This is a genomic window from Luteimonas huabeiensis HB2, from assembly GCF_000559025.1.
GTDB lineage: Bacteria > Pseudomonadota > Gammaproteobacteria > Xanthomonadales > Xanthomonadaceae > Luteimonas > Luteimonas huabeiensis.
The window spans coordinates 1-17,633 of the sequence record NZ_JAAN01000052.1 but is presented as its reverse complement, the minus strand read 5'-3'; the positions used below and the strand labels follow the sequence as shown (position 1 = coordinate 17,633).

Genomic DNA, 17,633 nt, shown 5'->3' with positions numbered 1-17,633 from the left:
TAGCTCATGATCTCAACGTCCGGGTGGAGAGCTGCACGCGCGCCGTGGCGTCCGTCTCCCAATGCAGCTCGACCGCGTCCTGATCGAGCCGGGCCAACTCCAGGTACGAGACCTGCAGGAACTGCTGGGGATCGAGGGTCACGCCCAGCGGCGCGTCCAGGGAGAGCAGCTCCTCGTCCTCGGAGATCTCGTTCGCCCCGGTGATACGGCGATGGAAGGTGCCGGCCGTGGTGAGGAGCCGCAGGTCGCGCCGCAAGGGATCGGCGGCGACGAAGCGGGCGTAGCCGACGTTGCGGACGACGAGGCCGGCATCCGTGGCCGCCACCGTGCGGCTGACTTCGAGGTCGGACTCGAAGGTCGGCAACCAGCAGGGATTCGCCCGTCCCGCGCGTGCGGCGAGCCAGCCCCGGAAGGCGGTCGCCTTGCTCCGGTCGGTGAGCAGCCAGGTCAGCGTGCGTCCGATGAGCGGGGAGCCCGACTCGTCGTCGAAGGTCGGCAGTCCCGTCCCGTAGTCGATGATGGAGAGGCGCCGAAGCCACCTGTCCTCGAGGTCGGTGCTCCGGTTGGGCCGCCAGTCGAACACCCGGTAGCCCTGATAGGCCGGGCCATAGTCGGCGACCGCGGGCGCCGTGATGTCCTCGATGCCGAAACGGCAGCGGCCGACGGCGATGGTGTCGGTGGGACGCGCCACGGCCACCTCGCCCTCGAGGCGGGCGAGCCGCGCCGGAAACACCCGCGTGCCGGCCGGCCAGCTCCCGGCCAGGGGGAGCTTGAGGGTCAGCGTGTTGCCGGCGATGGAGAGGATCTCCACCGCCTCGTGCCGCGTGTTGGAGCGCCACAGTACCGCCAGACCGCCCGCGTGGTAGTCGCTGTTGGCGGCATCCTGCACGGTGAGCGCGGTGCTGCCGACGGCAGCCTCGCCCGCAAGGGTGGAGACGTCGGTCCACACCGGCAGGCAGTAGATGCGTGCGCCCCAGGCGAACAGCAGATGATCCAGCACCTGGGCGTCCCGGCCCTCGATCAGGAATCCATACTCGAAACCGCGTCGCGGCAGCTGCCGCAGGCGCACCCGCTGCTCGGTGCCGTCGTAGGCCTCCAGCACCTCGGTGAGCCATTCCAGCCGCTCGGTGATCCCTTGCGACCAGTCCGGACGCATGCCGAAGACCACCACGCGGCGGCCGGTGACGACCAGCAACGCGGTGAGCCCGCCGGCAAAGACGAAGCGGTAGGCGGCGTCGATCACCGGCGCCCCGCGCGTGCCCGCTGCGAAGGTGTAGAGGCGCGACTGCAGCGGCCCGAAGGCGAGCGGCGGCGCCGGCTGGCCCGAGAGCAGCAGCCCGTCCGTTCCGGTCTCGTCGATGGCATCGAGCGTCTGCGCGTCGAACCGAGCGTTCCACACCTCCAGCACCCGCTCGACCGGGCTCACCAGGTTGCCGAGATCGATGGTCGAAGGGATGACGTGGATGCGGTGATACCAGTCGGCCCCGAAGGCGGGCAGCAGAGCGCCGTTGACGCCGAGCCGCAGCTCGTCGACGGGCTGGGTGTCGAGCCGCGTACCCGGACGCGCGATCGAGCTCGCACTCGGGTCGAACGGAAAGGCGACCGGCACGCGCTCGGAGACCTCCGGCGAGCGCGACCAGGTCGGCGGCTCCTGGCGGGCGGCACCAGGCAGGATGGAACCGGGAAAGGTCGGCATGATCCGCTCAGGGGATGAGTCTCACGGCATAGCCGTGCACGCCGCTCTTGCCGTTCTTGGAGTGGGCCGGGAAGGCCATCCACTGCTCGGCGCCCAACGCGAAGACCTCCGCCGGCGCGTAGTGGGTGATGTTGAGATAGCGCAGGTGCGGCGTGAAGCCGAAGGGCGAGAAGAAGCCGGAAGGCCGCGCCACGAACAGGTAGAACGGCAGCATCGGCGTCACGCCGTTCAAGGTGTTGGGCACGTGACCCCACCAGTAGCGCGCCAGACTGTCGCGCGGCGTGCCCGTGCCCCGTTCCCACAGCGCCTTGGCGCGCTTGCCGGTGAGCGCCCAGTCCTTGCAGACCGAGTGCCAGTCGGTGGCGCCGTCCACCTCGGCGAGGACGAAGTTCGCGCCGCCGTAGTACTTGTAATCGTTGAACGGCAGGCCGAAGTGCCGGTCGTGGTCGTAGCCGAAGACGTAGTCGGTGAAGCCGCTGTACGTATAGGTGTAGGCGTCCGGGCCGAACGCGCCCGACACGAACGCCCCGCCGCCGTAGCTGCCGAACTTCGTGAGATCCCCGAAGGCGAGATGGTGATAGACGCCGGGCGAGACCTCGGCGACGAGCATGATCAGTTCGGGCGTGGCGGCCGAGAGTAGGTGGTAGGTGTTGGCGGTGCCCACCTCGAACAGGCCGCAGGCTTCGGCGCGGTAGCTCGTGGTGTTGCTCACGTAGCTGGCGTTGACGATCGATCCGGGTTGATCCCACCAGGGCTTGCCGGCATCGAATCCCGTCGAGCCGATCAGCCAGATGCCGGTGATGGTGTTGTAGCGTGTGGAGAGGCGCTCATTCACCGCGGAGCGCAGATGGACGTAGAGCCCGCCCTTGGCGAGCGACAGGGTCTGCCCGGTGCCGTCGGGGGCCCAGCGCAGCTGGGTCCAGCCGTTGGCCACCGCGAACACGCGCAGGGCGTCGAGCAGCTGATCGGCGTTGGCGGAGGTACCAGTCTGGTAGGCCATGGTCGGTCACGAAAGGCGCAGCGCCCAGTAGTCGCGCACGCTGGTGCGATACACGTTCTGCACCACGAGGTGGTCCACGCCGCCCACCGTGATCAGGTTCTCGGCGGCGTTGTTGAACCCGGAGACGTGATAGACGCCTTCCAACTCGCCGAAGAGGTCGTGATCGGTGCCGGAGTTGTTCTGCGTGAGCACGATGGGCGAGAGCACGTAGGTGCCGTCCGGCGCCTCGCGCAGGTTGCCGAGGTAGGTGTAGTTCGTCGGCCAGACCGGGCGCGGCCCGTCGTAGCGATACTCGGACGACGAGTAGGCGACGTTCTGGAACGGCAGCCAAGCGCCCGAGGGGCCGCGCAGCATGCAGGCGGTGTTGGCGTTGTTCTGCCCATCCTCGCCCGGGTCGACGAAATGGCGGTGGTTGGGCGAGGTCACGCTGTAGTTGCGGCCCCGCTGGCCGGTCATCGAACCGCCGACGAGCAGCGGGTACGGGTACTGACCCGGCGTCGCGTAGGGCAGGACGAAGCCCAGGTGCGCCGCCTGGTAGACGGTCGAGATCTTCGCCACCACCACGGCACGCCGGCCGTTGGCCACGAACCAGTACGGGATCGCTGTGTTCCAGAGCGACATCATCGGCAGCCAGCCGCTGATCGCGCCCGGTTGCGTATAGAAGTCGTTGGCCGGGTTGAAGCCGATGAAGCCGTTCAGGTCCCACATGTAGTAGCCGGCCGTGGCGTTCTCGTAGGCCCGGATGCCGCAGTAGATCTCCTCGGCACCGGCCAGGCCGGGCGCCTTGAGGATGAGCTCTTTCGTGGCGGCGTCCGTCGTCCAGTGCAGCGCCTGCCACTGCTGGCCCGCGGCGACCAGATTCGGGTGAGTGGTGAGGAAGGCATGGAAGCGGTCCAGCAGATCGCGGTAATCGCTGGCCGTGCCGATTTCGAACGCCATTTACGCAAGCACCTGTCTGACGGCTCCCGCATTGCGTTGCAGGATGTTGAGGATGGTCTTCTCGCCCGCGGACGAGTTGAGGTAGTCGGCGGCCATCGCCGGGTCGATCACGTTGACGATGCGTACCGCCTGGCCCTGGCCCTGGGCCGGCGGGGGCGGCGTCTCGGGCACCAGCCCGCCGGCGGCGAAGGTGAGCCGGGGCCCCTGGATGCGCGGTCCGCCTTCGATGCCGTTGATCGCCTCCAGGAACGCCACGCCCACGCGCTTCACGGCGGCGGCGTTGACTACGTACTCGCCGGCGGAGAGCCGTGCCGGGATCGAGTCGCTGGTGGATGTGCCCGGGCCGGTGACGTAGCCGCCGCCGGCGAAGCCCTGGAACAACGACGAGACCAGCGATCCCAGGCTGAACCCGCCCGCACCGCCGCCCCCGAACAGACTGCCGAACAGCGCCTCGGCGAGCTTCTGCGAGGCGATGCGGTTGATGGCGGCCAGCACCGAGCGGGCGAAGTCGGCGAAGGCGTCCTTGGCCGACTTGGCGCCGCTGCCGATGGCCTCGAACATCTGCGCGAAGCCGTCCTGCACCGCCCCGTCGATGGCGACCGCCACGTCGTCCACCACGAGCTTCACCTGCGCGATCTCGTTCTTCCAGGTCTGTACCCGGGCGACGGCCTCCGGGCCGATGGCCGCGGCGGCGGCCTCCAACTGCGGCAGGAGCGCATCGAGCGATTCGCCCGTCTGGCGATGCAGCGCAAGGATTTGGCTTCGTGCCTGGGATTCGGTGAGTAGCCCCGACTGGCGCTGCAGGTTGATCGACTCCTCGGATGCACGCATCCGGGCGAGCGCGTCGTTGAACTGGCGCTCGTAGTCGGCGAGATCGGCGGCCGCCGACTTGACGTCGATGAGGCGCCCGACCGTGGCCACGCCTTCGGTGTCGCCCTCGGCACGCAGCCGCTCGATCAGCGTCTGGTACTGCCGCTCGATCGCCGCGCGTCGATCCTGGCTGGTCGCCGCCCCGGTGAGGTCGAGCAGTTCGTCGCGCACCTTGGCAAGCTCCTCGCGCAGCTCGCGCTCGGCCTGGGCGGCCTTGCGGGCATTGGCGACCTCGACGTCCGCGCGCTTGTTGTTGAGGACGGTGAGCTCCGCTTCGAGCTTGGCGACCTCGGCTTTCGCCTTGAGGCGTGCCGGTTCGTCCTTGCCGGTCTTTTGCAGGCGCTGCTGCTCCGCGAGCGAGACCTGCACGCGCCGGATCTCCGCATCGATCTCCTGCTGCTCGATCCGGGTCTTGGCCGCGTAGTAGTCCTTGAGCGAGATCAGCCGGTCTTCGAGGGATGCGTCCAGCGCCCGCGCCTGACGGTCCAACGCGTCCTTGAGGAGCTTGAATTCGGCCTCGGCCTGGGCCTGCACGAGGGCGAGCTTCGCTGCTTCGCCTGCCTTGTCGGGGGCGGACAAGGCCTGCGGCTGCGGACGGCCGAAGACGCCCGCCTGGGTTGATTCGGGGCGGATGCGCCGAGCGATGGCTTGCGCGGCCTCCCCGACGTAGTCGCGCGAGACGGCGTCGCGCACGGCTCCAGCCAGCTCCTTCCCGAAATCCCGCACCTCGCCGAGCTGGCGGCCGAGTGCTGCGCGCAGCGCCTGCATCGAAAAGTCGCCGCTGAAGGCCGCTGCCACGTCCTGGCCCAAGGCCTTCGCCAGCTCTCCGATGTCGGAGAAGGCGTTACGAAAGCGCTCGACCAGGAAGGCGGCCGCGATGCCCACGACGCTGCCGATGGCGTTGAACGCGCCGATGACGACGTTGACCATCGCGCGGACGGCCGTGCCGATGGCGTTCAGCGCGCCGACCATCGCCGCGCGCACGCGGGCCCAGGAGAGATCGTTGGTGCCGACCAGCCTTCCTAAGGCGCTGACGACTTCCCCGACCTTCTCGACGACCAGGTTCCAGGCGGCGGCGACGATCTGCTTGATCGAGGCGGTCCTGCCGCCGAACTCGACCACGGCGTCGCGCGCCGAATAGAGTGCGCCCGCGAGCAGCCCCGCGGCGGTCACGATGACGCCGATGGGCCCGCCCAGGAGCGCGAGCACCCCGCGCAACAGACCCGCGGCGCGACCGAGCAGGGACGTGGACGCGACGGCCTGAGCCACGGCACCGGAAGCAGCGGTGGCTTGCAGCCGGGCCTTGGCCGCATCCGCGACCAGCGCGCCGGTGGCAAGCCCTTGCGCACGTGCCTGAGCCAAGGCGGCATCGGCGAGCCGCACCCGGGCGAGCGCCTCGGCTTCCAGCGTGCGCAGGTTGGCCAGGCGCGCGGCCGCTTCCGCCCGGGCGGCAGCAACACTGGTCGCGAAGGCGCCGGCCATCCGCCCGAACGCGGCAACCAGCACGACACCGGCCAAGTCGATCAGCAGCTCGAGATGCCCGGCGACGAGCTGGATCGCCTGCGCCAGTCCCGCCGTCAGACCCGAGCTCGCGTCGCGTTCGCCGAAGGCTCGCTGGAAGGCGTTCTTGAGGCGGGTGAGCGCACCCGACACCGTATCGGGGAGGCTCGCGTACTCCTCGGCGAGGCGCGCCCGCTCCTTCAGCAAGGCGTCGAGCACGGCCTTCGAGGTGATCTTGCCTTCCTGGGCCAGGGCTCGCAGTGAGCCGAGCGGCACGCCCATGCCGTCGGCGATGGCCTGCGCCAGGCGCGGCGTCTGCTCGATGACGGAATTGAACTCCTCACCGCGCAGCTGGCCCGAGGCGAAGGCCTGCCCCAGCTGCAGCAGGGCACCGGCCGCCGCGTCGCTGGATGCGCCGGAGAGCGACACGGCCTGCCCGATGGCGTCGGTAGCCGCCAGCACGTCCGCCTGCGAACGCCCCAACGCCTGCACCGAGGGTGCGAGCCGCGCATAGAGGGTGATGGTCTCTGCCAGGGGCGCGCGGTTTTTCTGGGCGATCTCGAAGAGGGCCGCGTCGGCGCGGTTGAACTCCTCTTGCGAGGTGACCGCGAGCTTGAGGCGCGCCTGCAGGTTCTTGTACTGGTCGGCGACCTCGACCAGTTCGCGCACCCCCAGCCCAAGGCCGATCGCGCCGCCGATGCGGGAGAGCACCTGGCCGACTTGGGCGGCTTCGCCGCGCAGGCGGGCGAGATTTCCCTGTACGGACTGGAAGGCCCGTCGCGTCTCATCAACGGCGGTGATGAGGATCTGGGCACGGTTACCGGCCATCAGGCCTCCTGCCGGGCCGCCCCAAAGGAGGCCTGCGCCCCCTCGGGGGGCAGCGAACGGAGTGAGCGTGGGGGCTGATTCATCTCAAACCTTCGACATTGCTTTACGGATGGCCGCCGTCAGGCGGGGAAGATCGCCTCGCACCGAGCGGGCGAGGTCGAACCGTTTTCTCAAGCTCACACGTCGCACGAGCACGGCGATGGGAATCTCCTGGCCGCGCCGCACGCGCCTGGCGCCGGTGCGCTCCCGCTCGGCACGGCGAAAGCGCGCGAGCGGCCGGGCGTTCTCGGCGATGTTCTCGGCCATCAGGATCTGCTGGCCGTTCTTTTCGATGAAGAAGGCGTTGCCGGAGCGCATCAGGGCATCGATCACCCGAGCGAACGCCTTGCGCCCGATGCGCCGGTGCTGCGGCAGCAGCGGGACGAGCATCCGCCCCCGGATCGTTCCGCCCTGTTCGTGGATACCCAGCCAGGGCACCTTCGAGCCGATGTAGAGGGCCGGGAATTCCTCGGCCTTGCGGTTGAACACCTTGGCGTGCATCGAGCGGAGGAACTTCGGCTTCACGACCTTGAAACCGGCGCGCACTTCGCTCCGCGCCCGCTCGGCCATCTCCTTGCCGGTGTCGCGCATCGCGCGGGCCACGGCGGTGTGGATCGTCTTGCGGGTGTCACCTTGCCAGGCGCTGAAGCGCCGCCGATCCAGCAAGCCCTCAGCGACCAGATCGATCTTCATCACGCATGCCCCGATGGAGTTCGGCCTGGAGCTCACGGATGCCGTCGCGACTGCCCTGGGCGGCAGCGGTCATGACGGCAAGCCGGGTGGCGAGCCGTTCGTGTTCGAGGCGGCGATCGGCGGCGAGGAAGGCGTTCAGCTGGCCCAACGTGTAGCCGAGGATGTCCGGGTAGCGGTGACCGCCCCGAATCAGGCGGGCGATGGCGTCAGCCCAGCCAGACGGCCGTTCAGACGCTGCGCCAGATCGCCGACTTTCGGCGCGATCCGGCGCACGAAAAAATCCGCGTTCACCTCGAACACGGTCGCCGCCAGGGTGATGGCATCGTCGAGAGCCAGCGCGTCCACCCACTCGCGCGGTTGGCGGCTGGCGATCGCCAACCCGGTGAGCAAGGCATCGCCGTGGTCCGAGAGCAAGGCGAGCCAGTCCGGCTCGCCCGCCAGTCGTTGCGCGAAGGGCTGCACGGCCTTGAGCATCGCCGGCAGCTCGCCGAGCACCAGCGGGCTGATCGCGAGGCGTTGGCCGGCCAGATCCACAACTTGAGGCTGCGGCACGAGAACATCCAGATCGGAAGCACTCATCGTCATCCCCCTCACAGCAGCACGACGCGGCCGAACTGGCCGAGGTCGCCGGCGGCGGGCTTGAGCGTGTCGGCCAGTACCTGGCCCGAAAGCTCGAACTTCAGCAGCTCGTCGGTGATGACCGAGAGCTCCTTGGCCGGGTTGATGGCCACGCGGTAGAGATCGATCACCACCTCGCGGTTGCCGTCGGCGGTATTGAGTCCCTCGAAGCGCACCCAGCGCTCGGGCAGCGGCTGGGTGAACATGGCGGTGACCGATGCCGTGCCGTAGGCGTAGTCGACCTTGAAGGGCTCGACGTAGGGTCCGCCGGTGGTGGCGTCGAGGATCACCAGCGAGCCGTGCTTGGCGTTCACCGAGTACTGCGCGGCCGGCAGAATCTTGGGGGTGGCGCTGGAGTCCTTTACCACCACCGACGAGACGTCCTGCTTGGCGAGCAGGTAGAGGCTGCCGGGAGTGACCGGGTTCGGCAGCGCCTCGGCGGTGACCGTGCCCGGGGTCTGGGCGGTGGTGGCGCCGTAGAGGGCGAGCGCCAGGTTGGTCGTGATGAGCTCCTCCAGCGTGCAGGCGAACTCGCCCTTCTTGGTCTTGATGAGCTGCAGGTCGGTGAGGCGCTGGCCGCTCACCGACTCCTGGTGCTCCAGGGTCTCCACCGAGAGGGAGACCTTGAGTTCGGGCACGTTGCCCACGTAGGCCAACCCCTGCGGGTTGCCGAGTGCGTCGCGGGCGCCGATGTAGACGCGCCCCTGTCCGGAAAAGTACGGCATGGTCAGTCTCCTTTACGGGTCTTGATCTGGGTCTGGGGTTGGGGGTCGGCCGGCCGTGCGGCTCCGCGCTCGATCAGCCCCCGCGCGGTCCCGCGCTCGATCAACCATTCCGCCGCTGCCTCGTCGAGATCGAGGATCTCGCCGGGGGCGTGGAGTCGGCCGGCGTGGGTGTGCGGTTCGATCAGTTCGATGTGCATGGTGACTATCCTTTTTGGGTGAGGTCGGAGGCCAGGGTGCGGTAGCGGATCTCGTAGCGCGCGGGCACGGCCAGTGCTTGGCTGTCGGCGTCCTCCGTGTCCCACTCGCAGTCGATCTCGCGCACGCCCAGGGCCAGCCCGCCGAGGCTCGGCTCGGCCATGAGCGCGCCGTGCGCCGCGACGATGAGCGCGTCGGCCACGTCGAAGGCGTCGTCTTCGCGCGCGAGCGCGACCAGCCTCAGCGTCAGGGCGCGGTCGAGCCGGTTGTTCGCCTGCGTGAGGACCTGATCGCCTTCGATGAACAGCAGGAGCGCGGGGCTCGCCTCGCGCGGGAGCGGCACGGTGGGCTGGCGATGCAGCGGCGTCGGTGCGATCGCGGGACCGATACGCGCCACGACCGCCCGGACCAGACGCTCGCGGACGGAGGACGTCATAGCCGGGTCAGCTTGGCCTGCATCTCGGAGCCGTCGCGCAGCTGGCGGACCTCGCGCACCCGATACGGGCTTCCTGCGATCTCCACCGTGTCGCCAGCGGCGAGGGTGAGCCAGGCGCTCGGGTACTCGAGGTGGTAGTCGCGGTTCAGTGCGAGCCCGTCGAGCGCCAGCTCATCCGGGGCGCTGAAGACGCACTGCACCGTGAGCGAACCCACCATGACGTCGGTGAGCAGCCCGGCGCGGCCGGCGGCCTCGTAAAGATCCGTCACCTGCGTCATCACGCTGCCGTCAGCTTCACCAGCACACCGGGCCGGTGGCACATCGGCAGCGGGTTGCTCTGGGTGTGCAGATCGGTGCCGCGGTCGAACTTGCGCGGCTCCTGCTTGGCGTAGAGCGGCTGGCCCAGGGTGTTCACGGTCTCGTTGAAGTCGGCCGGGGCGAAGTAGGTGGCGAAGGTGTCCACCGTGCCCAGCGGGAAGGCGTGGGCCTCGCCCGCGGCGATGAAGCGGCGCGCGTTGCCGTGGGCGTCGGTCGCCTGGCCCCGGTACTCCTCGAAGGTGATGCCGGCGAAGACGAAGCCGGCGCGCACGTCGTTGATCAGGATCGCGCCCTGTTGCCACTGCGCGTAGGCTTCCTTGACCGACTTGTGGCCGGTGAGCTGACGGAAGAACTCGGGCGAACAGAGGACGTGCACGCCGGTCATGAACTCGCCCTTCAGGTTCTCCTCGATGTGGGCCAGCACCTCGTAGCAGTGGCCCTTGACGTCGCTGTTGGCATTGGCCAGATCGAAGGCGATGGTGGTGGGCCTGAGATCGAACTCGTCGAACAGGTCGTAGATCGTGCTGCCGTCGGCGTCCAGGATCTGGCCCTTGAGTGCGCCCATACGCAGGTGTTCGAGGGTGATCGCGTGCTTGTTGCGCATGGTCTCCAGGTGCCGCGCCAGCACGCCAGCGACGGCCTCAACTTCCGTCTCCGAGCCGAAGGCCCGGATGCCCTGGACCTCCTCGGGCAGCACCACGTCGTCGTGCGGGATGTGCGGGACGACGAAGGAACGCAGCCGGCGCTGGCCGCGTTCGCCCACCGTGCCGGGCGAGCCGGGCGGCCGGGTGGGCAGCAGGTTCAGGCGCCCGGCGTACTCCTCGATGACGACCTGGCGCGTGCGCACGGGCTTGGCCGGAAACAGGTTCAAGGCTTCCAGCCGCCCGTAGCGGTTGGGGATCAGGTTGATGGCGGCGGTCAGGCTCGCCATCGAGAAGCCGGGGGAATCGAAGGGGTTGAGCATCGGGAGACTCCAGAAACGACGAACCCGCCGAATGGCGGGTCGTCCGAGGTGTGGGGAGGGGCGGAATCAGGCGCTGTCGCGCACCACGATGCCGCGTGCTTCGAGCTGGGCGATCGCAGCGAGCTGCTGCGCGGTGGTGATCCCCGCAGGCCAGACCAGCGCGTTTCGTGCGACGATGGCGTGGCGGGCGATCAGGATCGCGTCCTCCCGGTCGATCAGCGTCGCATCGACGGCCAGCGCGAGCACGCCCACGGCGACTTCGCTGCCGTCGCCGGCGGCGGGGTCGAGGGCCTTGAGCTTGCTTGTGGCCGTCTCGCGACCGACCACGGCGCCGAGCGGCAGGTTCTGCCCGGCCGCCACGGTCGCCCGCTCGCGCGAGTACAGATTCGGCGCCTCGTACTTCAGCAGGTCGCCGAGGGTGGGGGCTTGGGTGAGCGTGGGCATGGTTCACTCCCGGGTCACGAGTTTCTTCACGGCGGCGACCACGGGCGAGGCGGCCGGATCGGCGCCGGGGGCGGCCCAGTCCTGGGGCGCGTGGGTCGAGCGCACGGCCGACTCCATGCTGTGGGCGGCGCGCGCCTCGATCAGGGCGCGGCGCACCTCGGCTTCGCTTCGGCCTGCGGCGATGAACTCGGCGGCGCGCTCGGGGCAGCCGGCGATCAGGCACAGTTCCGCGATCGCTTGCGCGGACTGCGCCACTTCGCGGCGGGCCTCGGCCACCAGGGCGGCGGCCTCATCCACGCCGAGGGTCTCGGGCGGGGTGTCGGTCATGGTGGGGGTTCCTCGGAGAACGGTCGCCTTCCCGGTCGGGGCTTGGCGCGGCGGGGAAGACGGACGCCGCGCGGCAGAAAGATGTCGGTCGAACTCGGCGAGCACCGCGGGGAGCGTGGCCACCCCGTCGGACAGCCCCGTCTCGACAGCCTGCGGGCCGAAGAAGAGCGCGGCTTCGGTCGCGCGCACCACGTTCTCGTCGAGGCCGCGCATCGCCGCCACGTGCGCGACGAAGAGCGCGTGCAGCCGGTCCACCTCGGCCTGCAGCGCCGCGCGGGCGGCGTCCGCGAGCGGCTCGTGCGGCGAGTAGTCGTTCTTGCGCTCGCCCGCAGTGATCGCGGTGTAGCGCAAGCCGTCCCGGGCGTCCTTGACCGACTGGTCGACGTGCAGCGCGATCACCCCGATCGAGCCCACGCCGCCGGTCTCGGTGACGAAGAGCCGATCGGCGGCGCAGCCGATGGCGTAGGCCGCGGAGAAGGCGGCGTCGTTGGCCACGGCCCAGACGGGCTTCACGGCGGCCGCCTCGCGCACGCGGCGGGCGAGTTCGAAGCAGCCGCCGGTCTCGCCGCCGGGCGAATCGATGTCGAGCACGATGCCGGCGACCATCGGGTCGCCAAGTGCCGCCTCCAGCCGCGCGTCGATCTCGGCGTAGCTGGTCAACCCAGAGGCCGCCTCCAGCCCCAGCGTGCGCTTGACCAGCGTGCCGTGGATCGGCAGGACCGCGATCGAAGCTTCCGGATAAGCCGGAGGGTTCGGTGCCCTCGGCAGCGGCGGCGCGAGTTCGACGTCCGGCGCGGCCAGATGCAAGCGCTCGGAGAGCACCGCGAGGATCAGGTCGAGCTTGGCGCGCTGGACGAGCAAGGGCGTGCCAAAGAGCCGGGAGGCGAGATGGGGCAGCATCGGTGTCAGTCCTGGAGTTCGGTGTCGGGCGCAGGTGTCGGCACCGGCCTCGATGCTTGGTCGTGCCGCGGATCCGAGTCGAACACCAGCCCCAGTTCATCGGCGCGCCGGTTGTCGGCGGCGATCTCGCGGTCGATGTCCTCGGCGTCGTAGCCGTAGGCCGAAATCGCCTCCGAGCGGCTCATCAGCCCTGCGCGGATCGCGAGCTTGAGCGCGTTGAACTCCTTCAAGGGATCGACCCACTGCCAGCCCTGCGGGATCCACTTGGCGGCCTGGTACGCGCGAGGGCGTTGCGCGTAGCCGGGCAGGCTCAGCGCCCCTTCGAGCACGGCCTGCTCCATCCAGGCCCGCCACACCGGGCGGCACAGCTGGTGCACGATCACCCCGTGCTGGATGGCCTCGCAGCGGCGGCGAAACTCCAGCAGCCCCGCGCGGATGCTGGAGTAGTTCACCTGGGTGAGATCACCGGTGAGCATCTCGTAGGTGATGCCCATGGCGGCGGCCACCGCCCGGAACTGTTGGCGCATGAACTCGCCGTAGCTCGAGCCCACGTCGGCCGGCGCCGAGAACTTGATGTCCTCGCCGGGCTCCAGGATCTGCAAGGTGCCGGGTTCCAGCCCGGCGAGTGCCGCGCCCTGGGCGTCCGGCAGCCCTTCGCCCATCAGGGTGTCCTCGGGGGCGAGCCGCGTGATGAAGCCGGCGAACATCGCCGCGGTCTTCTTGCGCACCAGTTCCGCGTCGTCGTACTGGTCGAGTTCGTGCAGCTTCACCAGCGCCCGCGCGAGCCACGGCTCGCCGCGGATCTGCCCCGGGCGCAGCGGGCGGAACAGGTGGATGACCTCGGAGGCACCCACGCGCACGGTGTCGAGACCTCCCGCGGAGGCGCCCGTGCCCGACATCGGCGCCAGGCTCCCGTCGCCCGGGTGCGAGCGGTGCAGGTGGTAGGCCACGCGCCGCCCGAGCCGGTCGAACTCGATGCCGGCGCGGATGACGTGGCCCGAGGGCAGGTCCCGGTTCAAAGTGGTCGGCAGGTGCTCGGGCTCCAGCACCTGCAGCTGCAGACCCACCGGCAGACCGTCCTCGGGACGGCGCCAGCGCAGCCGCACCAGCGCCTCGCCGCCTTCGAGCATCGCGCGGCAGGCGAGCGCCTGCAGGCCGTAGAAGTCGGTGAGTCCTGCGGCGTCGGCCTCCTCCACCCAGTCCCACCACAGCGCGTGGATGGCCTCGCGCACGGCCGCATCAGTCACCATGCTCTGCGGCTTGATGCCGGTGCCGATGGCGTTGGCGACGAAGGCTTCGATGCCCGCGGCCGCCCAGGCGTTGCGCCGCGCGAGATCGCGGCTCTTGGCGCGCAGTTCCTTCTGCGTGAAAGCCAGCGCCGCGACCGCCCCGGGATTGCCGACCTGCCAGGCGACGGCCCTGCGGCCGCCGCCCACGCCGTCGTAGGTGGGGCTCGCACCGAAGATGCGGCGCTTGAGACCGCTCCACCAGCTCACGCGTAGCTCCACAGGGTCGGACGCGGACGGTCCGTCGTGGCGTCCAAGTCGTCCAGATGGATGAAACGCCGCAGTCCCCGCTGCTGCACCCCGATGCCGGTAAAGCCGTGGGCCACCGCGAGCACGACGAGATCGAGGGCATCGCGACCGTGCACGGCCACGTCGCAGGCCCGCCCCAGGGTGTGGGCGCCGCTGCTCGTCTTGGCCGCCTCGGCCGGGTGGGTCGGATCGCGGTAACCGCTGGTGATCACCATCGAGCGGCCATAGGCGCTGCGCAGCCGCTGCAGCCGCTCCATAAACCCCGGATCCATGCGCAGCCGCCCAGTGTGCCGGCAGCGAAACTCCTCGGGACGAAAGTTGGGATAGCGGCGCCAGTCGAGCGCGCTTTGCGTCGTCTCACGCATGATGAACCCTCAGGTCGCTTTGCGGGTATGAATCCGGATCTGCCGCGGCGCGCTGGGCCACAGCCCCGTGGCCACGGCCTGTTCGTGCAGGTCACGCTTGACCGCCCGGATGGCGGCTTGCAACTCCTCGATCGAGCGGTACTCGACCGTCTTGTCGCCGAGGCTCACGCGCTTCTCGCCCTTGGCGAGCGCGGCTTGCAGGGCCTCGAGATGGGCTTCGGTGTAGGCCATCAGCGGTAGACCACGAGGTCGATCTCGGGGGAGTCGGCGAACGACGCCGCGGTGGTCGCACAGCCCACATCGACGTGCGTCGGCGTTTTCTCGTCGGCGGTCGAGCGCACGATCAGCAGCCGCTGTGTACCCGTGTTGGTGTTGCTGCGGGCCACGCCCACCCAGCAGTAGTTCGCGTCCGGCAGCGGCCTGGCGAAGTGCACGCGGTAACGCCCTGCGGCCAGCCGCGTGACCGAGGCGACGTTGTGCGCAGCGCGCACGACGACCTGGTTGCCGACATAGCCGAAACACACCCAGGCGCGCGCCAGACCCGGGTGGTCGGCGCCGACCTTGACCTTGACCTCCCGCCCGATGCGGCCGGCCAAGGCGCCGATGCGCGAGGCCAGACTCATCAGAGCAGCGCCCCTTCGAAGATCGCGACGAAGTCGGTGTCGGTGTCGCCCACGTCAGCCGTGGCCACGGCGCCGATGTTGCTGCGCGCCTGGGCTTGCTCGGCTGCGGTGAGGGTCTGCGCCGCGTCGAAGCGCACGCGGTGGTTCACCGCAGTGAGCAAGGCGTCCAGGCCGCTGGTGCCGTCCTGCAGCAGCTGCTGGATCTCCAGCAGCGTGTCGTAGGCGGCATCGGCCCCGCCCAGGATCTCGGCCTTGAGCACCTCCAGCAGCGTGACGATCTTGCTCGACGAGTAGGTGCTGGTGGTGGCGACCTGGGTGTCGTCGATCGCGCCCGAGGCCACCACCGCGGCCTTCAGCTCGTTGATGGCCGCCACCAGGCTCGACTTGTCGGTGGTGGTGAGGTGGGCGAGATTGCCGGCCTTCGCGCGGACGTCGTTGAACTCCTGCGCGACGCGCAGGACGAGGCTTTCGATGCGGGTGGCCAGGGACATAGCGTCTCCTCGTCAGGACAGCCAGCGGCTCTTGATCACGCGCCGGCCGGTGTTGCGGTTGCCAGAAACACCCAGGCCACCTCGATGGGTGGCCTCGGTGATCGATTCAGTAGGTGTTTCAAGGGCTGGCGGACTGGCCAGCCCCAGTTGCCGCTCCAGTTCGCGCCAGTGGCGTTCCTCGAAGCGGTCGAGCCCTGCGGCCGCAGCAGCAGCACGGGCATACACGTAGCAGTCCAGCGCTTCGTTGCGCTCGCGCACCTTCTGCCACTCCCGCACCGGAAAGCCATTCCTGTCGCGGCGGGTGATCAGTTGCTCGGCGCAGAGCTGCTGGATGAACTCGGCGTCGATCTTGGGCAGGTGGACGAAACCGGCCGGGTAGGTCACCGTCACGCCGTCGTCGGCCACCTCCGCGCTCTGGCGCAGGTGGTTGTAGAACTCGAGTTTGGCGAGCCCCACCGCGACCGCATACACCTTGATGCCCCGGCGCAGCTTCTTGCCCGCCTGCGAGACATCGACCGCCGTCGGTGTGCCGATCAGGGCTGCGCCCCCCATCGAACCCGTCCGCACGCCCTTGACCGCCATCACCCGCGCGTCGCGGCAGGCGCGCACGAAGGCGTAGGCCTCCTGTGTCGCAAAGCCGGTGTCCAGCGCCAAGCGGGCCAGCGGCATGGCCGCGCCCGAGGCATGGGTCCAGGTCTCGGCGAGCATCCCGCCCAGCGCCTTCCACACCGCATCCCGTGCGGTGTCGCCCATCAGCACCCGGTGCTCGATGAGCCAACACTCCTTGCCACGCCCGAAGGCCCACACCGAGACCTCGATGCGGTCCTTCTGCACGTCGGCGCCGGCGGTGAGCAGCAGGCCGCCTGCGGGAATGGTGCCGATGGCATAGTCCTCGCGGCGCTCCAGCAGGCGTTGCCAGTCGGGCGCTTCGCCCTCCTCGACCCAGGTCTCGCCGAGCTCGGTGTTCTTGAAAGTCTTGATGGCAGCGGCCGATCCCGACTCTTTACTGACGGCGGCTTCCCACGCAGCGGCGATCTCGCACCAGGCGCGCCAGCCCAGCGGGCTGTACAGCGACGACAGATGAAACCCCGCCGTCTTGCCCGAGCCTTCCGCCGTCGCGCGCCACTCGCCGTGCTCCAGCATCCAGGTCTTGTGGTGCTCGGCGATCGCCGTCTCGCACGATTCGCAGACGTAGGCCGCCGTCTCGGGCCGGCCCTTCTCCCAACGCAGTTGCTCGAAGCGCAGCCACTGCCGGTGCGAGCAATGCGGGCAGGGCACGAAGTAGCGGCGCTGGTCGCTGGCCTCGTACTCACGCTCGATGGCCGAGGCGCCCGCGATCGTCGGCGTCGAGACGATGAAGATCTTGCGCCGCGCAAAGGTGCGCGTGCGCGCCTCAGCGAGCGAGATCGCATCGCCCTCCCCCTCGACATCGAGCGGGTAGGCGTCCACCTCGTCGAGAAAGAGATAGCGCACCGGCATCGAGCGTAGACCCACCGCGCTGTTCGCGCCAGTCATCACCAGCACGCCGCCACGAAACTCCTTGGCGAGGATGGTGTTGCCCGAGTCGCGGCTTCTCGCCGGGGCGATGAGTTCGCAGAGCACCGGCGACTCCTCGATCAGCGGGTCGATGCGCTGCTTGGAGTTGCGCTTGGCCATCTCCACGGTGGGCCACACCGCCATCATCGGCCCGGGGGCGTGGTGGATCACGTAGCCGATCCAGTTCGAGCCGGTCTCGGTCGCGCCCACCTGCGCGCCCTTCATGAACACCACGCGCTCGACGGGCGAGGTCGGCGACAGGCAGTCCATGATCGCCTTCAGATACGGCGTGCGGCTGGTGCGCCAGCGCCCCGGCTCGCTCGAGGCCTTGCTCGACAGCACCCGGTGACGGTCGGCCCATTCGGAGACGGTGAGCAGCGGGTCGGGCGTGAGGCCCTCGCGCCAAGCGCGCTCGATGACGTCCCAGCCCTCATAGGCGAACTCGTCCATCAATCGACCCGAACCTTGAGTTCCCCGAGCTCGGCGAGGTGCTCGCGCACGGCGGCATCCAGGGCCACGTGCAGGGTGTGGGCCTCCACGCCGAGCCGGGCCGCCATCTGCGCCGAGATGCGCGCCGGCCAGTTGAGCCAA

At 69.6% G+C, this 17,633-nt stretch carries 20 protein-coding genes; all 20 read right to left on the bottom strand.

What is annotated here, in order from left to right; translation table 11 throughout:
• Positions 1-4 precede the first annotated feature (4 nt).
• Positions 5-1,696, bottom strand: a complete 1,692-nt coding sequence (locus Z164_RS0119025) for a hypothetical protein (protein ID WP_024892227.1) — start codon at positions 1,694-1,696, stop codon at positions 5-7.
• Positions 1,697-1,703: 7 nt separating this feature from the next.
• Positions 1,704-2,696 (bottom strand): hypothetical protein, encoded by a 993-nt coding sequence (locus Z164_RS0119020; RefSeq protein ID WP_024892226.1) that lies wholly within the window; start codon positions 2,694-2,696, stop codon positions 1,704-1,706.
• 6 nt (positions 2,697-2,702) lie between these two features.
• On the bottom strand, positions 2,703-3,635 hold the full coding sequence (locus tag Z164_RS21570; RefSeq protein ID WP_024892225.1) for a hypothetical protein: 933 nt from the start codon (positions 3,633-3,635) through the stop codon (positions 2,703-2,705).
• Entirely contained in the window at positions 3,636-6,833 is a 3,198-nt protein-coding gene (locus tag Z164_RS0119010; RefSeq protein ID WP_024892224.1) for a tape measure protein, read from the bottom strand.
• Between the two features lie 84 nt (positions 6,834-6,917).
• Positions 6,918-7,565, bottom strand: a complete 648-nt coding sequence (locus Z164_RS0119005) for a DUF6441 family protein (protein WP_024892223.1) — start codon at positions 7,563-7,565, stop codon at positions 6,918-6,920.
• Positions 7,543-7,713 (bottom strand): hypothetical protein, encoded by a 171-nt coding sequence (locus tag Z164_RS22190; protein WP_201769617.1) that lies wholly within the window; start codon positions 7,711-7,713, stop codon positions 7,543-7,545. The genes Z164_RS0119005 and Z164_RS22190 overlap by 23 nt, the downstream gene beginning before the upstream one ends.
• Positions 7,714-7,754: 41 nt before the next feature.
• A complete protein-coding gene (locus Z164_RS0119000; RefSeq protein ID WP_024892222.1) occupies positions 7,755-8,144 on the bottom strand; it encodes a DUF6631 family protein in 390 nt (129 codons plus the stop codon).
• 11 nt (positions 8,145-8,155) lie between these two features.
• Positions 8,156-8,908 (bottom strand): phage tail tube protein, encoded by a 753-nt coding sequence (locus tag Z164_RS0118995; protein ID WP_024892221.1) that lies wholly within the window; start codon positions 8,906-8,908, stop codon positions 8,156-8,158.
• 2 nt (positions 8,909-8,910) lie between these two features.
• Entirely contained in the window at positions 8,911-9,105 is a 195-nt protein-coding gene (locus Z164_RS0118990) for a DUF7210 family protein (RefSeq protein ID WP_024892220.1), read from the bottom strand.
• Positions 9,106-9,110: 5 nt separating this feature from the next.
• Positions 9,111-9,539, bottom strand: coding sequence for a hypothetical protein (locus Z164_RS0118985; protein WP_024892219.1), 429 nt, complete (start codon positions 9,537-9,539; stop codon positions 9,111-9,113).
• A complete protein-coding gene (locus Z164_RS21040; RefSeq protein ID WP_037411660.1) occupies positions 9,536-9,817 on the bottom strand; it encodes a head-tail joining protein in 282 nt (93 codons plus the stop codon). The genes Z164_RS0118985 and Z164_RS21040 overlap by 4 nt, the downstream gene beginning before the upstream one ends.
• Entirely contained in the window at positions 9,817-10,821 is a 1,005-nt protein-coding gene (locus tag Z164_RS0118975; RefSeq protein WP_024892217.1) for a major capsid protein, read from the bottom strand. Before Z164_RS0118975 ends, Z164_RS21040 begins: the two co-directional genes overlap by 1 nt.
• Before the next feature lie 66 nt (positions 10,822-10,887).
• Positions 10,888-11,265, bottom strand: a complete 378-nt coding sequence (locus Z164_RS0118970; protein ID WP_024892216.1) for a head decoration protein — start codon at positions 11,263-11,265, stop codon at positions 10,888-10,890.
• 3 nt (positions 11,266-11,268) lie between these two features.
• Positions 11,269-12,492, bottom strand: coding sequence for a S49 family peptidase (locus Z164_RS0118965; protein ID WP_043691009.1), 1,224 nt, complete (start codon positions 12,490-12,492; stop codon positions 11,269-11,271).
• 5 nt (positions 12,493-12,497) lie between these two features.
• Positions 12,498-13,988 (bottom strand): phage portal protein, encoded by a 1,491-nt coding sequence (locus Z164_RS0118960; protein WP_024892214.1) that lies wholly within the window; start codon positions 13,986-13,988, stop codon positions 12,498-12,500.
• The gene (locus tag Z164_RS0118955; protein ID WP_081770272.1) at positions 13,985-14,392 is read right to left on the bottom strand and encodes a D-Ala-D-Ala carboxypeptidase family metallohydrolase; all 408 of its coding nucleotides are present in this window, start codon (positions 14,390-14,392) and stop codon (positions 13,985-13,987) included. Before Z164_RS0118955 ends, Z164_RS0118960 begins: the two co-directional genes overlap by 4 nt.
• 9 nt (positions 14,393-14,401) lie before the next feature.
• Positions 14,402-14,623 (bottom strand): phage head-tail joining protein, encoded by a 222-nt coding sequence (locus Z164_RS0118950; protein WP_024892212.1) that lies wholly within the window; start codon positions 14,621-14,623, stop codon positions 14,402-14,404.
• On the bottom strand, positions 14,623-15,015 hold the full coding sequence (locus Z164_RS0118945; RefSeq protein WP_024892211.1) for a hypothetical protein: 393 nt from the start codon (positions 15,013-15,015) through the stop codon (positions 14,623-14,625). Before Z164_RS0118945 ends, Z164_RS0118950 begins: the two co-directional genes overlap by 1 nt.
• On the bottom strand, positions 15,015-15,506 hold the full coding sequence (locus Z164_RS0118940) for a hypothetical protein (RefSeq protein ID WP_024892210.1): 492 nt from the start codon (positions 15,504-15,506) through the stop codon (positions 15,015-15,017). Before Z164_RS0118940 ends, Z164_RS0118945 begins: the two co-directional genes overlap by 1 nt.
• A 12-nt stretch (positions 15,507-15,518) precedes the next feature.
• Positions 15,519-17,492: a phage terminase large subunit family protein gene (locus tag Z164_RS0118935; RefSeq protein ID WP_024892209.1), complete on the bottom strand. Its 1,974-nt coding sequence runs from the start codon at positions 17,490-17,492 to the stop codon at positions 15,519-15,521.
• Between the last annotated feature and the right edge of the window lie 141 nt (positions 17,493-17,633).